The organism is Pseudoalteromonas sp. TAP-3C (genome assembly GCF_059888565.1).
This window is the reverse complement of sequence record NZ_CM187618.1, coordinates 749569-770816: the sequence shown is the minus strand read 5'-3', so window position 1 is coordinate 770816 and position 21248 is coordinate 749569. Positions and strand designations below refer to the sequence as shown.

Annotated in this window: 20 protein-coding genes and 1 pseudogene; 11 read left to right on the top strand and 10 right to left on the bottom strand. The window is 39.2% G+C overall.

Features of this window, described 5'->3' with window-relative positions; all coding sequences use genetic code 11:
- Positions 1-9: 9 nt before the first annotated feature.
- The 8 genes from AC6H44_RS03560 to AC6H44_RS03525 form a co-directional block, all read right to left on the bottom strand.
- Positions 10-753: a flagellar basal body rod protein FlgF gene (locus AC6H44_RS03560; RefSeq protein WP_500737543.1), complete on the bottom strand. Its 744-nt coding sequence runs from the start codon at positions 751-753 to the stop codon at positions 10-12.
- A 175-nt stretch (positions 754-928) separates the two neighbouring features.
- A complete protein-coding gene (gene ltrA / locus AC6H44_RS03555) occupies positions 929-2203 on the bottom strand; it encodes a group II intron reverse transcriptase/maturase (protein ID WP_500737542.1) in 1275 nt (424 codons plus the stop codon).
- Between the two features lie 778 nt (positions 2204-2981).
- The gene (gene flgE / locus AC6H44_RS03550) at positions 2982-4313 is read right to left on the bottom strand and encodes a flagellar hook protein FlgE (protein ID WP_500737540.1); all 1332 of its coding nucleotides are present in this window, start codon (positions 4311-4313) and stop codon (positions 2982-2984) included.
- Positions 4314-4369: 56 nt separating this feature from the next.
- Positions 4370-5047 (bottom strand): flagellar hook assembly protein FlgD, encoded by a 678-nt coding sequence (locus tag AC6H44_RS03545; protein WP_500737538.1) that lies wholly within the window; start codon positions 5045-5047, stop codon positions 4370-4372.
- 13 nt (positions 5048-5060) lie between these two features.
- Entirely contained in the window at positions 5061-5492 is a 432-nt protein-coding gene (gene flgC, locus AC6H44_RS03540; RefSeq protein WP_500737537.1) for a flagellar basal body rod protein FlgC, read from the bottom strand.
- A gap of 2 nt (positions 5493-5494) precedes the next feature.
- Positions 5495-5905, bottom strand: coding sequence for a flagellar basal body rod protein FlgB (flgB, locus tag AC6H44_RS03535; RefSeq protein WP_500737536.1), 411 nt, complete (start codon positions 5903-5905; stop codon positions 5495-5497).
- 125 nt (positions 5906-6030) lie between these two features.
- A complete protein-coding gene (locus AC6H44_RS03530; protein ID WP_500737535.1) occupies positions 6031-6861 on the bottom strand; it encodes a CheR family methyltransferase in 831 nt (276 codons plus the stop codon).
- A gap of 20 nt (positions 6862-6881) precedes the next feature.
- Positions 6882-7814, bottom strand: a complete 933-nt coding sequence (locus AC6H44_RS03525; protein WP_500737534.1) for a chemotaxis protein CheV — start codon at positions 7812-7814, stop codon at positions 6882-6884.
- 138 nt (positions 7815-7952) lie between these two features.
- Here AC6H44_RS03525 and flgA point away from each other — a divergent pair, with 138 nt between their 5' ends.
- From flgA to flgN, 3 genes are all read left to right on the top strand, one after another.
- Positions 7953-8660, top strand: coding sequence for a flagellar basal body P-ring formation chaperone FlgA (gene flgA / locus AC6H44_RS03520; RefSeq protein ID WP_500737533.1), 708 nt, complete (start codon positions 7953-7955; stop codon positions 8658-8660).
- Between the two features lie 76 nt (positions 8661-8736).
- The gene (gene flgM / locus AC6H44_RS03515) at positions 8737-9057 is read left to right on the top strand and encodes a flagellar biosynthesis anti-sigma factor FlgM (RefSeq protein ID WP_500737531.1); all 321 of its coding nucleotides are present in this window, start codon (positions 8737-8739) and stop codon (positions 9055-9057) included.
- Entirely contained in the window at positions 9050-9481 is a 432-nt protein-coding gene (gene flgN, locus AC6H44_RS03510; protein ID WP_500737530.1) for a flagellar export chaperone FlgN, read from the top strand. The genes flgM and flgN overlap by 8 nt, the downstream gene beginning before the upstream one ends.
- Before the next feature lie 12 nt (positions 9482-9493).
- Here the strand turns inward: flgN and AC6H44_RS03505 are convergent, their stop codons facing one another.
- Complete coding sequence (locus AC6H44_RS03505; protein ID WP_500738370.1) at positions 9494-9952, bottom strand: LPP20 family lipoprotein; 459 nt, start codon at positions 9950-9952, stop codon at positions 9494-9496.
- Between the two features lie 140 nt (positions 9953-10092).
- Between AC6H44_RS03505 and AC6H44_RS03500 the strand changes: the two genes are divergently transcribed.
- The gene (locus AC6H44_RS03500) at positions 10093-11280 is read left to right on the top strand and encodes a flagellar assembly protein T N-terminal domain-containing protein (protein ID WP_500737529.1); all 1188 of its coding nucleotides are present in this window, start codon (positions 10093-10095) and stop codon (positions 11278-11280) included.
- A gap of 7 nt (positions 11281-11287) precedes the next feature.
- Here AC6H44_RS03500 and AC6H44_RS03495 read toward each other — a convergent pair.
- Positions 11288-12175 (bottom strand): annotated as a pseudogene (locus tag AC6H44_RS03495) (LysR substrate-binding domain-containing protein); the annotation flags it as partial.
- A 126-nt stretch (positions 12176-12301) separates the two neighbouring features.
- Between AC6H44_RS03495 and AC6H44_RS03490 the strand changes: the two are divergent.
- The 7 genes from AC6H44_RS03490 (at position 12302) to AC6H44_RS03460 (ending at position 21219) form a co-directional block, all read left to right on the top strand.
- Positions 12302-13030, top strand: coding sequence for a glutathione peroxidase (locus AC6H44_RS03490; RefSeq protein WP_500737528.1), 729 nt, complete (start codon positions 12302-12304; stop codon positions 13028-13030).
- Between the two features lie 54 nt (positions 13031-13084).
- Positions 13085-14533, top strand: a complete 1449-nt coding sequence (locus AC6H44_RS03485) for a dihydrolipoyl dehydrogenase (protein WP_500737527.1) — start codon at positions 13085-13087, stop codon at positions 14531-14533.
- A 134-nt stretch (positions 14534-14667) separates the two neighbouring features.
- Complete coding sequence (locus tag AC6H44_RS03480; RefSeq protein WP_500737526.1) at positions 14668-15600, top strand: exopolyphosphatase; 933 nt, start codon at positions 14668-14670, stop codon at positions 15598-15600.
- Positions 15601-16164: 564 nt separating this feature from the next.
- Positions 16165-17493: an ATP-binding protein gene (locus AC6H44_RS03475; RefSeq protein ID WP_500737525.1), complete on the top strand. Its 1329-nt coding sequence runs from the start codon at positions 16165-16167 to the stop codon at positions 17491-17493.
- 443 nt (positions 17494-17936) lie between these two features.
- The gene (locus AC6H44_RS03470) at positions 17937-18938 is read left to right on the top strand and encodes an ABC-three component system protein (RefSeq protein ID WP_500737524.1); all 1002 of its coding nucleotides are present in this window, start codon (positions 17937-17939) and stop codon (positions 18936-18938) included.
- Positions 18926-19351, top strand: a complete 426-nt coding sequence (locus AC6H44_RS03465) for an ABC-three component system middle component 2 (protein WP_054453841.1) — start codon at positions 18926-18928, stop codon at positions 19349-19351. The genes AC6H44_RS03470 and AC6H44_RS03465 overlap by 13 nt, the downstream gene beginning before the upstream one ends.
- An 8-nt stretch (positions 19352-19359) precedes the next feature.
- Positions 19360-21219: a coiled-coil domain-containing protein gene (locus AC6H44_RS03460; protein WP_500737523.1), complete on the top strand. Its 1860-nt coding sequence runs from the start codon at positions 19360-19362 to the stop codon at positions 21217-21219.
- Positions 21220-21248: the final 29 nt, after the last annotated feature.

Below are 21248 nucleotides of genomic sequence, written 5' to 3'. Positions count from 1 at the left end.
ACGTTAAAGTTAAACGATGCGCATTAGCTGCTCTTGACGTTCGTCAATTTCTTCAGCTGTTTTCATCAGTTTTACTTGTAATTCAAATTGGCGCTGATGGCTGATCATATCAACCATTTCATGCACAGGATTTACATTAGACATTTCTAGCGAGCCGCTTAACACTTGGACATTGGCAGTCACTTCTGCAACTTCACCTGGTTTTGGCCTAAATAAGCCATCATTGCCTTTTTCTAGCGTGGCATTATTGGCCTCAACCACTTTTAATCGGTCAACTTCTTCTAAAAAGTTAGCCGGTGCACCTTGAGGACGTACTTGAATTGTGCCGTCTTTACTAAATTCAATTTTTTCAATCGGTACAGGTAGAATGATAGGACCACCTTCGCCAATAACTTGACGACCATGACTGGTGATCAGCATGCCTTCGGCGGTGATGTTCAGCGTACCCACTTTTGTATAAGCTTCGTTACCGTTATCATCTTGAACACTCAGCCAAGCATCATCGCCCATTGCAATATCTAAATCGCGCCCAGTCGCTATGATCCCGCCCGCTTGCATGTTAGTGCCTGGGCGCTCTTGCATTGAAAACACACGCGTTGGTAAACCTTCACCAAACGCTTGCATTGAGCGTGCCTGTGCAAAATCAGATTTAAACCCTGTGGTATTGGCATTTGCCAAATTATTGGCTTTTAAACCCAACCCCAACAAGCTTTGCTTAGCGCCAGATGCCGCTATGTACAGCATTTTATCCATAACATCGACTCATTAAGAAATCTATATACAAACAAATGCAATATAAGTGCCAGATTAGATTCTGGCCTAAAATAACAACAAACATCGAGTAGGGTGAGGCTTTTGCCTCATCCCTCTCACAGAACCGTACGTACGGACCTCGTATACGGCTCCTGTATTCTTCTATCCCTTCGGCTTATTTACTAAACGCCGATTGAGCAAGCCATCCTGTACTTACTTTTTCCATTGAATATAAACCTAGCTCTTCAAACCATTGGTTTGGCATTGCTACACTCGATAATGGACTTAGGGAGTTTCGCCATGAGTTCATTTTTATAAACTTAAATGGCGGCTTTTTCCCTAATTGTTTTAGTCGTTTATGCAATCTCGCTGGATTTTTCCACAACCTTAACTGAATGGCCCTTAATCGGCGTCTTAACCACCCCGCAAGCTGAGTTAATGCTCGTTTACAATTGGCTATACTGAAATAATTTACAAAACCACGCACCACTGGGTTTAGTCTTTTTATTATTTCAACTAAGTTCATGCCGCTATTTCGTTTTGTTAATCGTTTAACTTTTTGTTTGAAGCCTTTGAGTTTTGACCCTTGGATCCATGTCCAATTACACCCTATCTCCACTCCCAAAAATTTTACCCCTTCACTGCTATGCGCTATGTGGGTTTTCTTTTGGTTGACTGTTAACTTCAAGTCTTTCTCCAGTATCTGGGTTGCTACAGTGAGTGCATGTTTCGCTGCTTTTTCTGTGCAGCATAAGATCAAAATATCGTCGGCGTACCTCACTATTCTGTGATTTCGCTTTTTCATTTCTTGATCGAACGCATCTAGGTAGATATTCGCCAACAATGGACTGATAACCCCTCCTTGTGGACTCCCTACCTCACTCGCTTCCCAATGATTGCCTATCATTACCCCACTTTTTAAAAACTGATTGAGCAGCTTTAAAATGCTACCGTCTGTCACTTTACGTTTGACGCTGCTAATAATTAAATCGTGATCTAACAGGTCAAAGCACTTCGACAGATCCATATCAACCACCCACTCACGCTGATATTTACGAATAAATACCGTGGCTTTGCTGATGGCATCATGGCAGCTTCGTTTCGGCCTGTACCCATAACTTGATGGGTGAAAGTCGATGTCGAAGATCGGTTGGAGAATGTTCAATAGCGCTTGTTGTACTATGCGATCGCGAACTGTTGGAATGCCCAGCAATCTCACGCCGCCATCGTCTTTCGGTATTTCTATCCGTTTGACCGGCTGCGCGCGATACTGCTTGCTTTGCAGTTCTCGTTGCAGTTGTTTCAAGTTTTCTTCTAAATTCAAGGCGAACGCGGCTATGGACTGCCCATCTATTCCGGCGGCTCCTTTTGCTGCTTTCACTTTTTTGAATCCCTTGTACAGGTTATTAATATCTAATAATTGCCCATACAAGCTGTAGTAAACTGTCATCAATTGCCTTTGCTTGCGGTATGTCTGTCGTTTCACATTGATGTATAGTGGTGTCCTTCATGATGACATTAGGTGTGCTAGCCCAGTGGCAATCTGCCTAAGTGGTCAATCATTACTCCCGTGCTCGGCCTTTAATTCTCAGCGTCCACATTCCTGCTTAGCCGTCATCTCTTGCCTATTTCCGTCGAAATACATGTGAGCCTATACGTCGATATTCCTGATTTTCATACTCTTAAAGAATACTTCCCCCCTTCGCAATCAATTAAAACTTTTGATTTAAATTGACCCTATCAGACACGCTGCTGATAGTCGGCTTGGTTTTGCCCTCCACACCATTACTGGCTTTCATCGGCCTAGCCTTACTCACTACTACGGGTTCATCTGCCACCTCACACCGACGTTAAACCTTGGGTTTCCCCTTGAGTTTAGGCCACTTATTTACACTAAGTTTAGATGCCAGGCTTCCCCAGTTACTGAACTGGCTCCCTGTTAGAAATTCCACCCTCAAGCACAGCATTGGTCTGACTAAGTATAGGGCGTTGCGCTATTTTGCACGCTGACCCACCAATGCTGCCGAAACAGGTTACGGTTAGTTGTGTACCTCTAACTTCTTATGGCTTCCTTCAGACCCCACCGTTGGCCAGTGACGCCCTTGCCATTCAGATTATCTTCCCCTTAGTCAGGGTGATTCAGATTTCTTTCAACCTGACGGGTTTGCCAGCTTCGCTGGGCAAACAAAAAAGGCTGCGTTAAGCAGCCTAAATAAATCAAAGTGTGGTTATCGGATCTGCAGAATATTCTGCTGAATAGTTGAGTTGACTTCAAGCGCTCGGGAGTTTGCTTGGAAATTACGCTGTGCGCTGATTAAGTCAACCAGCTCGGTGGTTAAATTAGTATTTGATTGCTCAAGGGCTGAGGAATTAATTTTACCCAAGGTGCCTGTTCCCGGCTCACCCGCTATAGGCTCACCTGAGGTTAAGCTTTTTTTCCACGAGGTGTCACCTACTTGTTGTAGCCCTTGCGAATTTGCAAATCGAACCATGGCTACTTGGCCCAAGTACGAAGAATCACCATTACTGTAGGAGGCCACCACTTTTCCATCTGTGCCAATATCAACACCCGCTAAACGTCCCACTGTTGCACCATCTTGAGCAAGTGCTTTTACTTCAAATCGATTCGCGTATTGTGTAGGTATTTTACCAGTTGTACCCGCCTCATCTCGCCACTGAATTGCAATATTATTAAACTGCGCGCCGTTGGTTAATAACCCTGAAAAATTCGCGGCATTTAAATTTACATCATCGAATGTTGAACCTGTAATAGGTACGCCATCGGTGGTTTCTGGTGTACCACTTGCGTTAAATCCAAACGTACTAAGCGGGCTAGGTGTTCCAGGTGGTGCTGGTGCCGCACCGGTTGCATCAAATGGTTTTTTATCTAATGTACCATGTACTTGCCATTCATTTGGCGCCGCTTTAACGAAATAAAACTGCATAACATGCGGCTCACCCAACGAATCATAAATTGTAGTTGAAGTTGAAGAATTATACGTAGTGCCGTCGGTCGCATCAAAAGGAACTGTTACTACGCTGTCACGAGAATCAACATTAAAAGAAGTGTAAACGTTCGAGGTTGAGCGTGGCGACCCTGATGAGTCGGGTATTTGTAGCGCAGATGATGTACTTAAACTAACCGAGGTCGTATTACCACTAACCTCATCAACAGGAAAGCTCTGCAAAAAGTTACCCTTGGCATCAACCACAAAGTTGTCTTTGTTAAGTTTGAAAGCACCTGCACGGGTAAAGCTAAAATCCTGTGAACCTAACGCTTGGCTAGTAGCAAAATAGCCATCACCGGTAATTGCTAAATCCAATGAGTTATTCGTAAACTGCAGTGAACCTTGATGAAACTGCTGGGCAACCATAGTGGTTTGTACACCATCACCACTTTTAGTTTTACCGGCACTGAATACTGATGATGCATACACATCGGCAAATTCAGCACGTGACTCTTTAAAACCCGTGGTATTTACGTTAGCAATGTTATTGGCGGTAACATCTAAGTCTTTTTGTGCGGCGGCAAGGCCTGTTAATGCAATATTGAAGCTCATAATTAACCTCTAACCTAAAGTATTTAGCCTACTGGCTAAATGATATATAAAATTTACTACGCGATTTCTGCGACATCCGTCAGCCTAACCGCACCTTCTTTTGTATTAATAATAATGCCGCTTGAGCCATTAATATTAACACTCTCAATATTTTTGAAGGTCGCAATAGGGAGGCTTGAAAATTCCCCATTAGTACTGCCTTCTGCTTTTACTTTGTATTCGCCCGGTGGTAGGCGCTCTCCCGCTTCATTAGTACCATCCCATGCAAAGCGAATAGCACCCGCAGGTTGTGTGCCTAAATCAATGGTTTTAACCAACTGACCTGATGCATCTTCAATACGAAGCATTAAACTATCAACTTCCTTTTCAGCAACAATCGAGCCTCGCGATTCACCAGATTCATTCAACTCAAGCGTATTCGATTCCAGTAACGCTTGCTTGCCTACTAACGTGGATGCTTGCAGTGCAGAATTTGATGTCATTGACGCTGCTAAAGATTCAAAGCGTGAATTAAGGTTGGATATACCCTCAGCCATAGTAAAGCTGGTCATTTGCGCAATCATTTGGTCGTTATCAGCAGGTTTACTTGGGTCTTGATACGACAATTGCTGTGTTAACAACGAAAAAAAATCTTCTTGGGTTAACGCATCATTCTCTTTTTTAGTTGGCACTTGCTTTTCTTGCCAACGTATAGCATCCATATAGGATGATGAGGTGTTAATATCGTTACTCATGAGCTACCCTCTGTTACCGCTGACCTAGCAGCAGTGTTTTACTTAACATTTGTTTAGCTGCATCAGCAACTTGAACATTTGTTTGATAAGAACGAGAAGCAGAAATCATATTTGCCATCTCTTCAACAACATTCACGTTGGGTTTATAAATATAGCCATTCTCGTCCGCACTTGGGTGATTGGGGTTATATTCAATTTGTAGTGGTTTATTACTCTCAACCACGCCTAACACTTTTACACCAACGGCAGAGCCCTGTGGATTACTTGCCGAAGCAGACGCTTTGGTAAGCTCGGCCGCAAAAACAGGGTGACGCGCTCGGTACGTTTCGTTTTGTGAAGAACTAATCGTATTGGCATTAGAGATATTACTTGCCGTAGTATTTAATCGCACATTTTGTGCGCTCATACCAGAACCTGCAATATCAAACACATTATATAAACTCATAATTAGGCTCCTTGACTACCGAGGGCTTTTTTCAGGCCTTTAAATTTACCATTAAGAAATTGAACACTGGCCTGATACTCCATAGCATTCTGTGTATACAAGTTCCGTTCCACCTGTATATCAACTGAGTTACCATCACCCGTATCCGCTTGATTTGGCGTACGAAATAATTCATTACCACCTACACTTCGGGTGCCACCGGCAATGTGTTTTTCATTAGTTCTTACCATAGTATTGCCGCTTAGTTGGTTTGACTTTGCCGTTTTTAACGCTGAGGCAAAATCGATATCTTTTGCTTTATAGCCGGGCGTATCAGCATTTGCGATATTAGTAGCGAGCATTTCTGCTCTTTGCGAACGGATCAACATCGCATGCGGATGCACACCTAATGCTTTATCAAAACTGATAGCCATAACTACCTCCAAAAAATTGACTTGGTTTTAATAAAGCAATAAATAAGCCAGCAATGAAGATAACATGGATATTAAACAAAAACGGCACATTAAGTGCCGTTTAAGGAAGGAGTCGTAAAGCGGATTTATTTCTTTTGGTAAATAATACCGGGGTTACAGCGCACCATATCAAAATCAGTACTTAAACCCGACATAGACTCTGAAGCACCTAAAAACAAATACCCTTTCGGGTTCAATGCTTGAGAGAATTGCGCAATGATTTTAGCTTTAACTTCTGGTGCAAAATAAATTAAAACATTTCGGCAAAATATAATATCGAATTTACCCATCAAAGAGTACGAATCAAGCAAATTTAAATGCCTAAAACTGACTTGTTTTTTTAATGAGTCAACAACTTGTGCCATCCCATTGCCACTGTCTTTAAAAAACTTTTTACGGCGCTCAGCCGACAGACCACGAGCAAGCGCTAATGCGTCATATTCTGCATTTTTACACATATCGAGCATGGTATTTGATATGTCGGTGCCAATGATTTGAGCCCCCATTTTTAGAACACCTGGGCTACTTGCCTGAAATTCTGCAACCGACATAGCTATTGAGTAAGGCTCTTGTCCTGATGAACTCGCAGCAGACCATATTTTTAGCGGTCTATTTAATGTTTTAAACTCAGGAAATAATTTAGTTTTGAGTAGCTCAAATGGATATTGATCTCTAAACCATAATGTTTCATTGGTTGTCATAGCATCGACAACGGCTGCACGTAATTGTCTTTCGTGCACACCAAGCGTTTTGCTAACCAGCTCTGATAATGAACCTACATTAAATCGCGACATTAACGGAGCCAAACGACTTTTAACCAAATATTGCTTATTCTCACCTAAAACAATACCGCATTGTTGTTCTAAAAATAAGCGAAACTGGTCGTATTCGTTTTGCTGTAAATCTTTATTAGTCAAATCAATAACACCTATGCTTATTAATCACAATGTACCCATTTATTAACGGCTGTAGCAAGTTCATCTGGGTTAAACTTTGCTATAAAATCATCAGCGCCTACTTTTTCAATCATTGCTTGATTGAAAACACCGCTCAATGAAGTATGTAGAATAACATGCAGAGGCGCAAGTTTGGGATCAGCTCTAATCTCTGCTGTGAGCGTATAGCCATCCATTTCTGGCATTTCTACGTCAGAGATAAGTAGCCCAACGCGCTCTGTAATATCGTTAACGCAATCGTGTTCTGCTATTTCTCTTAATCTTATTAAGGCTTCTTTACCATTTTTAGCAAGCTCTGTGGTAACACCTAGTGGCTCTAATGCTCGTTTAACCTGATTTCGTGCAACGGCTGAATCATCTGCTATGAAGACTATTCTTTCACCTAAATCTTTTTGTATAGTACCCTGCGCCGCAACATCATCACTGACAGTGGTGTTAACTGGGCAGATTTCGTTTAATATTTTTTCTACATCAAGTATTTCAACTAACTCGTTTTCAATTTCAGTTACGGCGGTTAAATAAGAATAACGCCCTGCTCCCGATGGCGGAGGCATTATTTTTTCCCAATTCATATTAACAATGCGCTCAACCCCGCCGACTAAAAAACCCTGTACTGTCCGGTTATACTCTGCAATGACAATAAAACCGTCTTCTATGCTTTTTATAGGGCGACCACCTACCGCCAAAGATAGATCAATAACTGAAATTGTTTGCCCGCGGATGTGAGCAACTCCCCGTATGTGGGGATTTGATTTTGGCATGCTGGTTAATGGCGGGCATTGAAGAACTTCTCTGACCTTAAACACATTAATACCAAAGCGCTGACGCCCGTTAAGCTTAAATAATAGTAATTCTAAGCGGTTTTGCCCAACTAGCTGAGTGCGTTGATTTACTGAGTCTAAAATACCAGCCATTTAAATCTCCTAAGAAAACAAATATAAGGAATGATAATTGCTTTCAATTCATAAAGCGTCATAACACAACGGGGGCGTCTATATTCTGACGCTAAATATTTATACCCTGTTTGCAACCATAAGCATAGTCGAAACATTATGAGTTTGTTAAAAAAAATCAGAAGATACAGTGTTTTTTATTTTCTTGCCAGCCTCTGCTTTACTTTGCCATTGAAGGCTCAAGTATTTAGCAAAGAATTGCTTCAAGAAATGGCTGCATCTTATGTTGCTCAAAAAGCAACCACCACAGGTGATAACAATATACAGTTTAGCGCATTACCGCTAGATAACCGTATTTCTGATCGTCAATGCAATTCTAAACCAGCACTCTCAACGCCGAGTGAGCCTCCTTTTAATCGCCAAGTTACCATTCAAATAAAATGTAACGATACAGATACTTGGGCACAATATGTTCATGTTAGGATCACAGAATCGGCACCGGTTGTTGTTGCCTCTACTAATCTAGCACGAGGTGAAGTAATTACTCCATCCCATTTGAGTGTAGACATGCGTCCTGCGCATTTTATTCGAGCGCAATACCTTGATAATCCTAAAGTGCTTATAGGTAGTAGAAGTAAACGTAATATTCGTGAAGGAATGCCTGTACTGTTAAATCAAATTTGCATGGTCTGCAAAGGTGACTCAGTGACAATTAACGCTAATATTAAAGGGTTAAGAGTAAAAACCACGGGGATTGCGTTAGAAGATGGTACTTTAGGCGAACAAGTAAGGGTAGAAAACAAAAAAACAGGTAAAGTTTTAAATGCGCGTGTAGATGGTGTAGAGTCTGTACAGATAAATATTTAATGTAAATTTATGCTAAAGTATCTCTAATCAATGCCGATATAATGGCATACGTTGGGTAACATATAGGTTTTTTATCATGGTCGGTCAAGTAAACAAATCGAATCAACAGCCAAGTGTTTTAACTAACACTCAACAGCAAAAAGTTGATTTAAATAAAGATAATGCTAATACACAGGCGGCACAATCACCTGCAGCAAAAGCTGCTAGCGATTCTGTGAGCTTAACGCCGCAGGCAAAGCAATTAAAATCACTGCAAGAAAAAGCAGAGCAATCTTCAGGTTTTGACAGCAACAAGGTTGCAGAACTTAAAAAAGCGATTACCGAAGGCAAGTATCAAATTGACAGTGAAAAACTTGCTAAAAACTTAGCCGACTTCGAGTTTAATGTTTATGGCTGATCACAATAGTTTAATCTCCATTAAACTAAATGAGCAAATTGAGTGTTTGACAATACTCAGTGACTTACTTGATCAAGAGCTTACTGCTATTGCTTCACGCAGAGGTGACGGTTTAAAAGAAATTGCCCAACAAAAAATGTCTTTTTTAACCAATTTAAGTACGCTTGATAAAGAGCTTGGTAAGTTGATAACCAATAACGATGAGCAAACAGATGAAAACGCTGACTTAATTGAGTTGATCCGCGATAAACTCAAGCAGTGTCAAAAACAAAACGAAGTAAACTCTCACGCAGCACACCAAGCACAGCTAAGTGTGAAACAGTTAAAAGGTATTTTAATTGGCGCTACTTCGTCAATGACCTACGACCAAGCTGGGAGTGTGGTCAGTACCGACAATAAAATAGTACGCAACTTAAAAGCATAAAAATACAGACAATTAATAATAGGTTATCTTTTTAACTTCACGCGGTTTTATTTCACCTATGTATAAGTCGTGTACGCGTTTCATATTAAGTTCAAGCTCTGTAATGTACATATCGTTAACGGCATATGTTTTTATAATTTGCGCGCCTTTAATAATCCCCTGCACTTTGCTTTGTAAGTAATCATCTTTTGCAACTGAACCTGCAATGGTCGTTCCTGCGGTAATTTTTTGCCCATACACTTGCTCTGTTAATTCACGATAAGCTTCAAGCTTTGAAGCTTTAATTGCCATGAGCTGTTTTTGCGTATCACTACTTCCCAACTGCAAACTAATGGGCGCATAACCTACCGCTTTTAATACCGGGTAATTGTTTGGCTCAACATATTTATATTCAACGTGCTTATCAAACACAGAACTACATCCGCTTAACGTTAAGCAGCCTAAGGTGATCATTACTGGTATTACTCGCATCATACTGGGCCTATAAAAACTAATTAATTTCAGTTATGCATGTTTAATGCCAGTGGTCGCACTTTTAAATAGATACTAAACAATAGTGGTACATTACTTGCTGAAGTTGACTAACGCTAACGTTTAATTGGAGTAACAGTATGAAGTCGTTTTTAAAAGCAGTATTGGCAGGATTAAGCACCACTGCTGTTTTAACGTTTTCTTCTTCTATTCAAGCTCAGTGGTATGAGTCAACAGGCCATGCTGTTATTCAAAATAGTGACATTCCAAGCGCAAAAGCGGCAGCAATAAAAGATGCAATAACACAAGCATTAGTTTTTTCTGGCGCCAGAGTCAGTTCGGTACAAACCCTTGTAGACGGCGTATTAACCCAAGATCAGCTAAAAATAAGTAGCCAAGGTGAAATTCAAAAAATAGAACTTGTTAGTGAAAACCGCAGTAATGATGAATTTGCCATTACCCTACGCCTAGATATTTTTGCATCAACCGAGCAGTGCCCACAAAGCAACTTTAATAAGTTTATAGCCGTAACGCAAAGCCAATTAACAAATCGCGAACAGGCCAGAATGGGTCAAATATTTGACATTAACAAAGCCGTGAGCAAAAACATTTATACCGAATTGCAAAAATCAAGAATGAGCGCAATACCCGTTGCCTATTTTAATAAAGCGATAAAAGTCGATACCTACTTTAATCAACAGCATGACTATTCTAACAACCAGTTAGAAGAAATTTCATCGCGCAGCAACGCACAATATGTATTGCTGAGCCAAATAACCAGCTTATCAACCAGCGATAAACTCAACAGCCAGCTTGCATTTTGGCAAGACGATCACTACCAGCGTCATTATCAAATAGAATTTAGCTTATTTGATGGCACAACATATGAGCCTTTATGGCGTAACAGCTATCAAAGCGACACGGTTTGGCCATTTGAAAAGACCGCAATAGTTGATGTTAATAGTAATCAATTTTGGCAATCATCTTATGGGCAAAGCATTAACCAAATAAATCAAACGCTAAGCTACGATTTGCAAACCGCCATGGCGTGTCTACCTACTCAAGGTAAAATATTGCATATGGAAAATAATAAACTAGTGATTAATTTAGGCAAAGCACATGGTTTAGAAAAAGGCCAACAGCTCAGTATTGCGCATCGCAACTATTTAACTGACGCGCAAGGTAATACGATGGCGCATACCATTACTACACTAAACCGTGTTCGCGTTGAGCAGTTATACCAGCACAGCGCCATTGCCGTTAGTATTAATGATCAGCCCTTACCTGGTGTACAAATCAATGATATTGTCGAAATTGCCGAGCTATAACTTCAGTTTAGAGTGATTGCCCTAGCTTCACTTTTAAATTAGCGTGAACACTTAACCAATGTGCTAACTGCTCAACGCCAGATAAATGCGGGTAATGCTTTCTACAGGCAACAACTATGTTACGTTGTTGGTTAGGAAAAATAGGCAAATAATAAATTCCTTCTCGGGGAGTTGCAGCTAATTTAGGCACAAACGTAACGCCATCATCCATAGCCACCAGCGCTAGTAACGTTTCTAAGCTATTACCTTGATATTGATTAGATACATCTACGCCTGCAGAAAAACAAAACTGCTGGGCTTGATCTTTAAAGCAATGCCCATCACTTAACATTAATAAATTGCTATTTTGTAACGCTTGCAGTGCTACTTTTTTATTTTTAGCCAACACGTTATCAGCAGATACCGCCACCAAAAAATCTTCTTTGTACACATTAATAAGGTGATAACTTTTTAGTTCGGGTACGTCTGCTAAAATAGCAAAATCGACCTCGCCATTATCTAACGCAGCTAAAATAGTTGAAGTTTGCATTTCAATAAACGAAAACTGGCTTTGGTTAAATGCCGCTTTCATTGAGGTAAGTAAAGTAGGCAACAAATAAGGGGCTATGGTGGGAATAATGCCAATACTTAGCTTTCCCTGTAACGGGTTGTTTGAGGTAGCAGCAAGCTCTTTTAATATTTGAGTTTGATCTAAAATGAGCGTTATTTGTGTCAACAAACGGTCACCTTTTTTTGTTAAGGTAACATGCTTAGTAGAACGGTCAAATAAGGTCACTCCTAATTCTTGTTCAAGCTTTTTAATTTGTCCGCTTAAAGTAGGCTGGCTGACAAAACAGGCATCGGCCGCTTTACGAAAATGTTTATAGTGGGCAACCGCTTTTACATACTCTAAATCTTATTAAATTCATATTTACACTCAAACTGATAGTTTATACCTATCACTTTAATACAAACAAACGATTGGAACTATATTTAATTGTTCGCCATAATGGCTATCAACAAATCAAGAGGAACTAAAAACATGTTAAACAATATTGAAGGTCAAACAATCCCAAGCGTTACATTTGCAACGCGTCAAAACGACGAGTGGAAATCAGTTACTACTGATGACATTTTTAAAGGTAAAACCGTGGTTGTATTTTCACTCCCAGGTGCATTTACACCCACGTGTTCATCAACTCACCTACCACGCTACAACGAGTTAGCGGGTGTACTTAAGCAAAATGGCGTTGACGACATTGTTTGTGTATCAGTAAACGATACCTTTGTAATGAACGCATGGGCTGAGCACCAAGAAGCACAAAACATTACCCTGTTACCAGATGGTAACGGCGAATTTACTGACGGCATGGGCATGTTAGTTGATAAAAACGATTTAGGCTTTGGTAAGCGCAGCTGGAGATACTCTATGCTGGTTAAAGATGGCGTAGTAGAAAAAATGTTTATCGAACCAGATTTACCAGGTGACCCGTTTGAAGTATCAGACGCTGACACTATGCTTGATTACATCAATCCTACTCAAGTAAAGCCAGAAGCAGTAACCCTGTTTACTAAACCAGGCTGCCCATTTTGTGTAAAAGCTAAAAAGTTACTCACAGAAAATGGCCTTACATATGAAGAAATTGTGATGGGTGCAGGTGCATCACTAACCAGCCTCAAAGCCGTATCGGGTCGTGAAACTGTGCCACAAGTTTTCATTGGCGGTAAGCACATTGGCGGCTCTGAAGATTTAGAAAAATACTTTGCTTAATTAAGTAAATTAAATGGAGGTAAATTTGCCTCCGTTTACTAAAGGAAAAATACTATGAAAGAATTGCAAACCGACGTGGTTGTTATAGGTGCCGGTACTGCCGGGTTAAGTGCGTACCGTAATGCTAAACAGTTTACCCCGCATGTACTTATGATTGAATCAGGCCCATATGGTACAACCTGCGCACGCGTTGGTTGCATGCCAAGTAAATTATTAATTGCCGCCGCAGAGGCCGCGCACTCGATAGAAATGGCGCCTGCATTTGGTGTTCACAGCTCTAAACCTGTTATTGACGGTAAAGCCGTGATGGCACGCGTAAAAAGTGAACGCGATCGCTTTGTAGGATTTGTTGTCGAAGCCGTAGATGACATACCCGACAGTGACAAAATTCGTGGTTATGCACAATTTTTAGATGCCAACCGCGTGCAAATAGATGAGCACACCATTATTAGTGCTAAACGCTTTGTAATTGCTACGGGTTCGCGCCCTTCATACCCTGGCGTATTTAACAATTTTGGCGACAGACTCATTATAAATGACGATGTATTTGACTGGGATGATTTACCAGAATCAGTGGCTGTATTTGGCCCAGGTGTTATAGGCCTTGAAATTGGCCAAGCGCTACATCGCTTAGGTGTAAAAGTAAAATTATTTGGTGTTGGCGGTGCAATAGGACCATTAACTGACCCAGTAGTTAAAGATTACGCTAACACCGTATTTGCAGAAGAGTTTTATGTTGATACCGATTCAAATGTCTCAGACATGAAGCAAGTAGGTAATAAAGCAGAGCTAACCTTCACTGACAAGCAAGGTGTTAAACACACCGAACAATTTGACTACGTATTAGCTGCAACTGGGCGAGTACCTAATACAGATAAACTCGGTTTAGAAAACACAGGCATAAACCTTGATGAACGCGGCGTACCGATTGCCAATATACACACTATGCAATGTGGCGACTCGCACATATTTATAGCAGGCGATGCCAGTAACATGCTTCCACTGCTTCACGAAGCATCCGATCAAGGCACTATTGCCGGGCAAAACGCAGGCCGTTACCCGAGTGTGCGCACAGGCTTACGCCGAGCTAAAATAGCCGCCGTTTTCAGTGACCCACAAATTGCCATGGTTGGTGAAAGCTTTAAAGAAATTAGCGAGCGCTTAGGGGGTTGTGATTGCTTTGAAACAGGTGAAGTCAGCTTTGAAAACCAAGGCCGCAGCCGTGTTATGCTAAAAAACAAAGGCCATATGCGGGTATATGCTGAACATGGTACAGGCTTATTTTTAGGCGCAGAATTTATAGGCCCACAAGCAGAGCACATAGCCCACTTATTAGCATGGGCTGTACAAAACAAAATGACTGTACCGCAAATGCTCGACATGCCTTTTTACCACCCCGTGATTGAAGAAGGCCTACGCACAGCACTGCGTGATTTAAATGCTAAATTAAAATTTGGCCCAGATATTATTAACCACTGTATGGAATGTGGCCCAGGCGCATAACACATTACTCATACACACTTGCTACTCAAAGCCAAAACCCTTGTTTTGGCTTTTTTCCGTGTTAAATTTTTGTATATAAAAAATTTGTTATGCTGTTACACTAAGATCAATAAACAAACAAAAATGGATCTACAATGAGCAACAATAAATATAGACTCGTCACTCGCAGCGATTTTGATGGCCTAGTGTGTGCCGTATTACTTAAAGATTTAGACTTAATTGATGACATTCTGTTTGTGCATCCAAAAGATATGCAAGACGGTAAAATAACGATTACCAGCAACGACATTACCACAAACCTCCCCTACGTTGCCGGTTGTCATATTGCATTTGACCATCACTTAAGTGAAACCGTTCGTAACGCAAGCGGTATTAAAAACCACATTATTGACCCCGATGCGCCCTCTGCGGCACGGGTTGTTTATGACTATTATGGTGGCGCTAAAAAATTTCCGAGTATTTCAACACACATGATGGAAGCCGTTGATAAAGGGGATTCAGCTCAATTTAGCAAAGACGAAATTTTAAACCCGACAGGCTGGGTACTGATGAACTTTATTATGGATGCGCGCACAGGCCTTGGCCGTTTTCGCGAATTTAAAATCTCTAACTACCAGCTTATGATGAAGTTAATTGACGCCTGTAAAGATCACAGCATTGAACAAATATTAGCAATGGAAGATGTTGCCGAGCGCGTTGCTTTGTACCACGAGCACAACGCACAAGCTAAAGAGCAAATAGACCGCTGCTCAGCAGTTCACGACAACTTAGTGGTACTCAATTTAACCGAAGAAGAGACCATTTACGCCACCAACCGCTTTGTTATTTACGCCATGTTCCCAGAGTGTAATATCTCAATTCATAAAATGTGGGGGCTTAAAAAGCAAAACGTGGTATACGCCATTGGTAAATCAATCACTAACCGCAGCTCAAACACTAATGTGGGTGAGTTATGCCTTAAATATGGCGGCGGCGGCCATTTAAATGCTGGTACTTGCCAAGTAGAAACCAGTAAAGCCGAAGAGGTATTGAGTGAACTGATTGCCACGATTACGAGTGATGGCTGAGTTGTAGGTTCGGGGTTCGGGGTTCGGGGTTCGGGGTTCGGGGTTCGGGGTTCGGGGTTCGGGGTTCGGCAAAGTATTTTATAAAGCGGGCTACTTGGTAGCTCGCTTTAATTATTTATTTATAAAGTTTAATATAAGCAATAAAGGAAAAATAATCGCTTAAAAGGGAATTAGACTCTAATGAATAAAATCGAAAACTTTTAAAATATCCTATATAGAGAATCAAAATTAGCATTCACTAAAATTATTAAAGACCACGGTAGCGAGCTTTATGTTATTGGGTTTTACTTCACAGGAAGCTACAGCCTACTGCCAATGTTTAATACTTTATCCGATTTAAAAGAAGTCTTTGCAGAAGAATACGACAATGAAGACGATGACTTTTTGTTAGCTAAATGCGGTGTTTAAAAAGGGTAGTAAATTTAATTCACACAAGATAATCACACTTATTTGCGCACAAAAGTGTAGAAAAACACTTTTATTCGCGCGTAAAAGTGTGGAAACTTGCTTTTATTCGCGCAATAAAGTGTAATGGTAGTGTAATTAGTAATGTGAGAACCTGCCATGCAACGATTAATTTTAGAAAAGTTATTAAATTGGAAATCTAAACCAGTACGAAAACCATTATTAATTGATGGCGCTCGCCAAACAGGTAAAACTTATTTATTACAAACGCTATTAGGCAGTACTTTTGCAAACGTGATCCGCATCGATTTCTTAGAGTCCCCACAAATGAGCGAAGCGTTCGAGGGCTCGTTATCACCCGATGACGTACTCTCTAACATTGAGCTACTTACAGGAAAAACGTTTGACCCTAATACAGATCTACTGATCCTTGATGAAATAGGCGAATGCCCTAAAGCCGTCACATCTCTCAAATACTTTGCTGAACAAGCGCCGCATATGCACATTGCCGCCAGTGGTTCTAATATCGGTTTATTAAACTCCTTTCCGGTAGGTAAAGTGGAACAACATAATCTGCACCCTCTCACATTTCGTGAGTTTCTGATCGCCTCAAAAGAAACCGCTCTAATTAAGGTATTTGCAGCACAAACAAACTCAAGTGCAGCGCATAGTAAATTATTTGCAAAGCTCACTGATTATTACTTTACTGGTGGTATGCCAGAAGCTGTGAGTACATGGTTTGGTTTATCTGATCACAGCATCATTGACCGCGTTCAAGCTGTAACTGAGATTCATAAAAACTTAGTACAGGGCTATCAACGAGACTTTGGCAAATACTCAGGAAAAGTAGATGCAGGTTTAATCGAAGCTGTATTTAATAATGTTCCAGCACAGCTATCGTCAGTGATGGATGAGTCTGTTAATCGCTTTAAATTTAAAGGAGTGCACGATAAAAAATCTCGCTATGGTGATTTTGAAAGCGCTATTACTTGGTTAAACAAGTGCCGCTTGGTACTCAAAAACCACCCTATTGATGGCACACCTAAAAGCCCATTAGCAGCTTATAAAAAAGATAATATCGTTAAATTATTTCTTTTTGATGTGGGCTTATTAAATCATATGCTAAACATTGGATACAAAGAGATAAAACAACAAGGCTATGAATACAAAGGCTTTGTGGCCGAAAACTTTGTACAACAAGAGCTCGCTGCGCAAGGCATTGACCCAACATATTCATGGGGTGATGCAAGAGCGGAGATCGAATTTGTGGCCTCTGATGACGAAGGCAATATACTGCCTATCGAAGTAAAAAGTGGTAAACGCACCAAAGCAAAATCACTGCAATCGTACATAAATAAATGCCAGCCCACCAAAACAATTAAACTCACAGGCACGCAAGGCTCATCACCACTGGAAAAGGAATATATAGTCTTGCCGCTCTACTACAGTGAATATGTAGTAAGCAAACACCTGAGGCTGATGAATTAGTAAAAGATAGACCTATCAAATTACACACCAATTAAAACATCGTTGAGGAAACTGGCGAGTGCTTACAAAGCTATTATGATGGTGAACTGATACTCAAAGTAAAAGGCTTGTGGTTCGCTGCTAAAGCCATAATCACAAGGCATTACTCATGGAAGGTGGAAAAGGCATAACAATATTATTTTAAGTAGCTAAAGCTCTATTATGAGCTTTAGCTATCAAGTCATACTCAAAGCATTGTTTTGATGCTTTTCAGAAGACCTAAAGCTATAAAATGAGCTTTAGGCAGTTAAAATCCTCTACCTAACTTCAAAAATCACTTTTAGCTCGCCATTTGCCAAAATGGCAAAAAAGATCTTACTTGGAGTTCTGTAAATAACTGTACTGAATAGCTAAATATGCTTATATTAACATACGGTTAATAGTAGCAAGGGTTAATGGAATAAATGATAGATTATAATAGGCAAATACTTGCTCTTAACGATGTAGAGTTAGAAAAGTTGGTAAGAGAGTGGGTTGATAAACAAACTAATAAGTATAAATCTGTTAAACGCTTTGCAGGTGCAGGAGATATGGGCAGGGATGTTGTCGGTTTTAGCACTGAACAAAAACATGAAAGTAAGTGGGATAACTATCAGTGTAAGCAATACAACAAATCACTTCCAACAGCAACTTCAATACTTGAAATCGGAAAAATCATCTACTTCTCACATCAAGGTAACTTCATACTCCCAGAGAACTACTATTTTGTTGCTCCAAAAGGAGTTAATAGAAATTTGGAAAAATATATCTACAATCCTTCGAGTTTTAAAAAAATACTTTTAGATGAATGGGATAATTATTGTAGAGAAAAAATCACAAGCTCTTTCCCTGTTGAACTGACACCCGAATTGATCGAACATATTGAAAAATTCAATTTTTCGTCAATACAAATTATTGATTTAGATACTATTGTAAGTGACCAAACCTTTCGACCAGTCCTTGTTAACTGGTTTGGGGGAGAATTACCTCAGGGGACACTCGAAACAGATGTTCCCGATGAAATTCAAAGCCATGAATCTAACTATATAAAAGAAATACTAGCTGCGTATAGTGATAAAGATAAGAATGTTTACCCTACTTATAAAGACATAAAAGGTCATTCTAGTTTTGAAATCGACTTTGATATGCAAAGAGAACGGTTTTTCAGTGCTGATGCATTTAAACATTTATACAGAGATAATACATTCCAAAAATATACCGAACAATTAGAAAAACAAGTGTTTATGGGAGTTCACCCCTCTTTAATGAATGAGTACGATAATGGGTATCAGCGTATGTGTTCAGTATTGAGTCAAGCAGCAAATATAGAGCCTACAGGAAAGTTATCAGCTAACGCCAGCGTTATGGTTAAACAAGGATATTGTCATCACTTCGTAAATGGAGGGAAGTTTAAATGGATAAAGTGAAAATTTTTAATACAGATGTTGAAGCTGGCCTTAGGAGCATATCTTTACTAAATGCTATATACCCTGAATCAATGGGTTTCGAAGATTTGCTGAAGTTTGATTATATTTTAATTTATTCAGGTGATTTTGAAGGCCCAGATAGTCTTCATCCACAACTACCCAACCGAAAGGGAGAGCTTGCTGTAAGAAGAAGCTTAGTAAGAGAAGGTATAGCCCTAATGAAAAAGTTTGGTATGATTCAATCCAAATGCAGAAAAGGCGGTATCTTTTATTCTGCAACTGAAGAAGTTGAACCATTTCTCAAACTAATGAAATCTGAATACAGCGCTAAGTTAAAAGATAATTCTATTTGGTGCGCAAATAACATAGCATTCTTAAAAAAAGCTAATTTAAATGTTCTTTTCAAGGATTAGGCCTTCTAATGATTAAAACGGATTCAAAAATGCACCTCCACTCAATTTATTTTTTAGGAAACAATGTAAAGCCTAGAGGAGTAAACTTTAATAAGAACGTAAAAATTATAAATGGTGCATCAAATACAGGTAAATCATTTTTAGTTGAATCTTTAGAGTATATGCTAGGTAAAGAATCAATAGACCAGATAGATGAAAGTAAGCAGTATACAGAAATATTACTTAAAGTTACTTTAAATTCAGAAGATTACACCTTTTTAAGGAGCTTCAATTCGAAAGTAGTTGACGTTTTCAGAGGCCATATTGATCAAATAAAATCCTTCAAAGTATTTTCAAGTCTTAAGATTGGTAGTTTAAAGAAAGGAGAGCAAAGCTTTAGTACTTTCCTTATGAAAGAATGGCACCAAGAAGACGTTGAGCTAGTTAAAAACCTTTCAGCTAAAAAAGCAAAACTAACTATAAGGTTACTCTCAAATATTTATATTTCCGAAGAAGATAAAATAATAAGTAAGCACTCTCCAATTGAGAGTGGTATCAGAGATGAAAAAACAACAAACAGAGCGTTATTTACTTATTTACTTACTGGGAATGATAATAGTTCTCTTGATGAATTAATTACCCCAGAAATTTTTAATAGTAAAAAAAGCGGAAGAACTGATTTACTTAATGAGTTAATAGATGATTATAAGTCGGAAGTTACGTTTAAAAATGACTCTCTTCAAACGTTAAAAGAAAGTTTAGAAAAAAATAAACTTATCCAAGATACTATTAAACAAAAACTAAATAATTCACGACAAACCATCGCTTCACTTTTAATAAACAAAAAAGATATCTCTAGAGAAATAGCAACCAACCATCTAAGAATTAACGATATTAAAAGTAATCTATCAAACTTTAAATCACTTAGAGATATTTATGAATCAGATATTAAAAGGTTAGAGTCCCAAGAAGAAGCCGCATTTTTACTATCAAGTAATCACAATGGGTATTGCGGTACATGTGGACAAAAATCTGACAATATTTGTGACGATTTAGAACAATTAGAGATACTTAGGATTGCATCTTTAGCTGAAATACAAAAAATAAAATCTAATAGGAAAGGCTTATTAGAAACAAAAGAAAAACTTGAAAAGCAGCTAATTAATATCGAAATTCAAAATGAAGAACTTAAAAATAAGCTACGTTTTATAGAAGAAGAAATTAATCTAAAGACTCCATTTTTAGAAAGTAATGAAATTTTAAACTCTGAACAAACTGAAAAAAGAGAAGCTATTCTAAGAGAAATTAGCCTATTGGAAAAAATCCACAACCTAAAGCTTAAGCTTCAAGAGGCCGACGGTGAAAAGCCACCAAAAAGATATAAAAGTGAAGACTTTTTGCCAACAGAGGAGGCTATTAATAACTTTTGTGAAATTTATTCAGAAGTCTTAGATGAAATTAAGTTTCCTGGTAATAAATTAGTTACTTTTGATTACAAAGATTTTGATGTTGTCATCGATGGGAAACATAGAAGACTCAATGGCAAAGGAGTGAGAGCGATCCTGCATTCCGTATTTAAAATAACGTTACTTATATATTGTTCAAGAAAAAAGCTATTCCATCCAAAAATATTAGTGTTAGATTCCCCTCTAGTGACTTATAGAGATCCAAAGGATAGTAAGCATGGAGAGCTAGACAATGATGAAAAAATCATTGCAAATACAAAACTCAGTTTTCACTTTTTGGACTATTTAAGTAAGCTTTCAAACATAGCTCAATTTATAATTATAGAAAATATAGATATCCCAGCTATAAATGATGAAAATTTCACTGTGGAAACATTTCATGGAAAGAATGCTGTAGGAACAGAGAGAAACGGGTTATTTTGATGCTACATATGTGCTACACAGAAAATGAA

Excerpts from the sequence above, each read along its gene's own strand:
- AC6H44_RS03560 (WP_500737543.1), bottom strand. The coding sequence starts at position 753 with ATGGATAAAATGCTGTACATAGCGGCATCTGGCGCTAAGCAAAGCTTG.
- ltrA (WP_500737542.1), bottom strand. The coding sequence starts at position 2,203 with ATGACAGTTTACTACAGCTTGTATGGGCAATTATTAGATATTAATAAC.
- flgE (WP_500737540.1), bottom strand. The coding sequence starts at position 4,313 with ATGAGCTTCAATATTGCATTAACAGGCCTTGCCGCCGCACAAAAAGAC.
- AC6H44_RS03545 (WP_500737538.1), bottom strand. The coding sequence starts at position 5,047 with ATGAGTAACGATATTAACACCTCATCATCCTATATGGATGCTATACGT.
- flgC (WP_500737537.1), bottom strand. The coding sequence starts at position 5,492 with ATGAGTTTATATAATGTGTTTGATATTGCAGGTTCTGGTATGAGCGCA.
- flgB (WP_500737536.1), bottom strand. The coding sequence starts at position 5,905 with ATGGCTATCAGTTTTGATAAAGCATTAGGTGTGCATCCGCATGCGATG.
- AC6H44_RS03525 (WP_500737534.1), bottom strand. The coding sequence starts at position 7,814 with ATGGCTGGTATTTTAGACTCAGTAAATCAACGCACTCAGCTAGTTGGG.
- flgA (WP_500737533.1), top strand. The coding sequence starts at position 7,953 with ATGAGTTTGTTAAAAAAAATCAGAAGATACAGTGTTTTTTATTTTCTT.
- flgM (WP_500737531.1), top strand. The coding sequence starts at position 8,737 with ATGGTCGGTCAAGTAAACAAATCGAATCAACAGCCAAGTGTTTTAACT.
- flgN (WP_500737530.1), top strand. The coding sequence starts at position 9,050 with ATGGCTGATCACAATAGTTTAATCTCCATTAAACTAAATGAGCAAATT.
- AC6H44_RS03505 (WP_500738370.1), bottom strand. The coding sequence starts at position 9,952 with ATGCGAGTAATACCAGTAATGATCACCTTAGGCTGCTTAACGTTAAGC.
- AC6H44_RS03500 (WP_500737529.1), top strand. The coding sequence starts at position 10,093 with ATGAAGTCGTTTTTAAAAGCAGTATTGGCAGGATTAAGCACCACTGCT.
- AC6H44_RS03490 (WP_500737528.1), top strand. The coding sequence starts at position 12,302 with ATGTTAAACAATATTGAAGGTCAAACAATCCCAAGCGTTACATTTGCA.
- AC6H44_RS03485 (WP_500737527.1), top strand. The coding sequence starts at position 13,085 with ATGAAAGAATTGCAAACCGACGTGGTTGTTATAGGTGCCGGTACTGCC.
- AC6H44_RS03480 (WP_500737526.1), top strand. The coding sequence starts at position 14,668 with ATGAGCAACAATAAATATAGACTCGTCACTCGCAGCGATTTTGATGGC.
- AC6H44_RS03475 (WP_500737525.1), top strand. The coding sequence starts at position 16,165 with ATGCAACGATTAATTTTAGAAAAGTTATTAAATTGGAAATCTAAACCA.
- AC6H44_RS03470 (WP_500737524.1), top strand. The coding sequence starts at position 17,937 with ATGATAGATTATAATAGGCAAATACTTGCTCTTAACGATGTAGAGTTA.
- AC6H44_RS03465 (WP_054453841.1), top strand. The coding sequence starts at position 18,926 with ATGGATAAAGTGAAAATTTTTAATACAGATGTTGAAGCTGGCCTTAGG.
- AC6H44_RS03460 (WP_500737523.1), top strand. The coding sequence starts at position 19,360 with ATGATTAAAACGGATTCAAAAATGCACCTCCACTCAATTTATTTTTTA.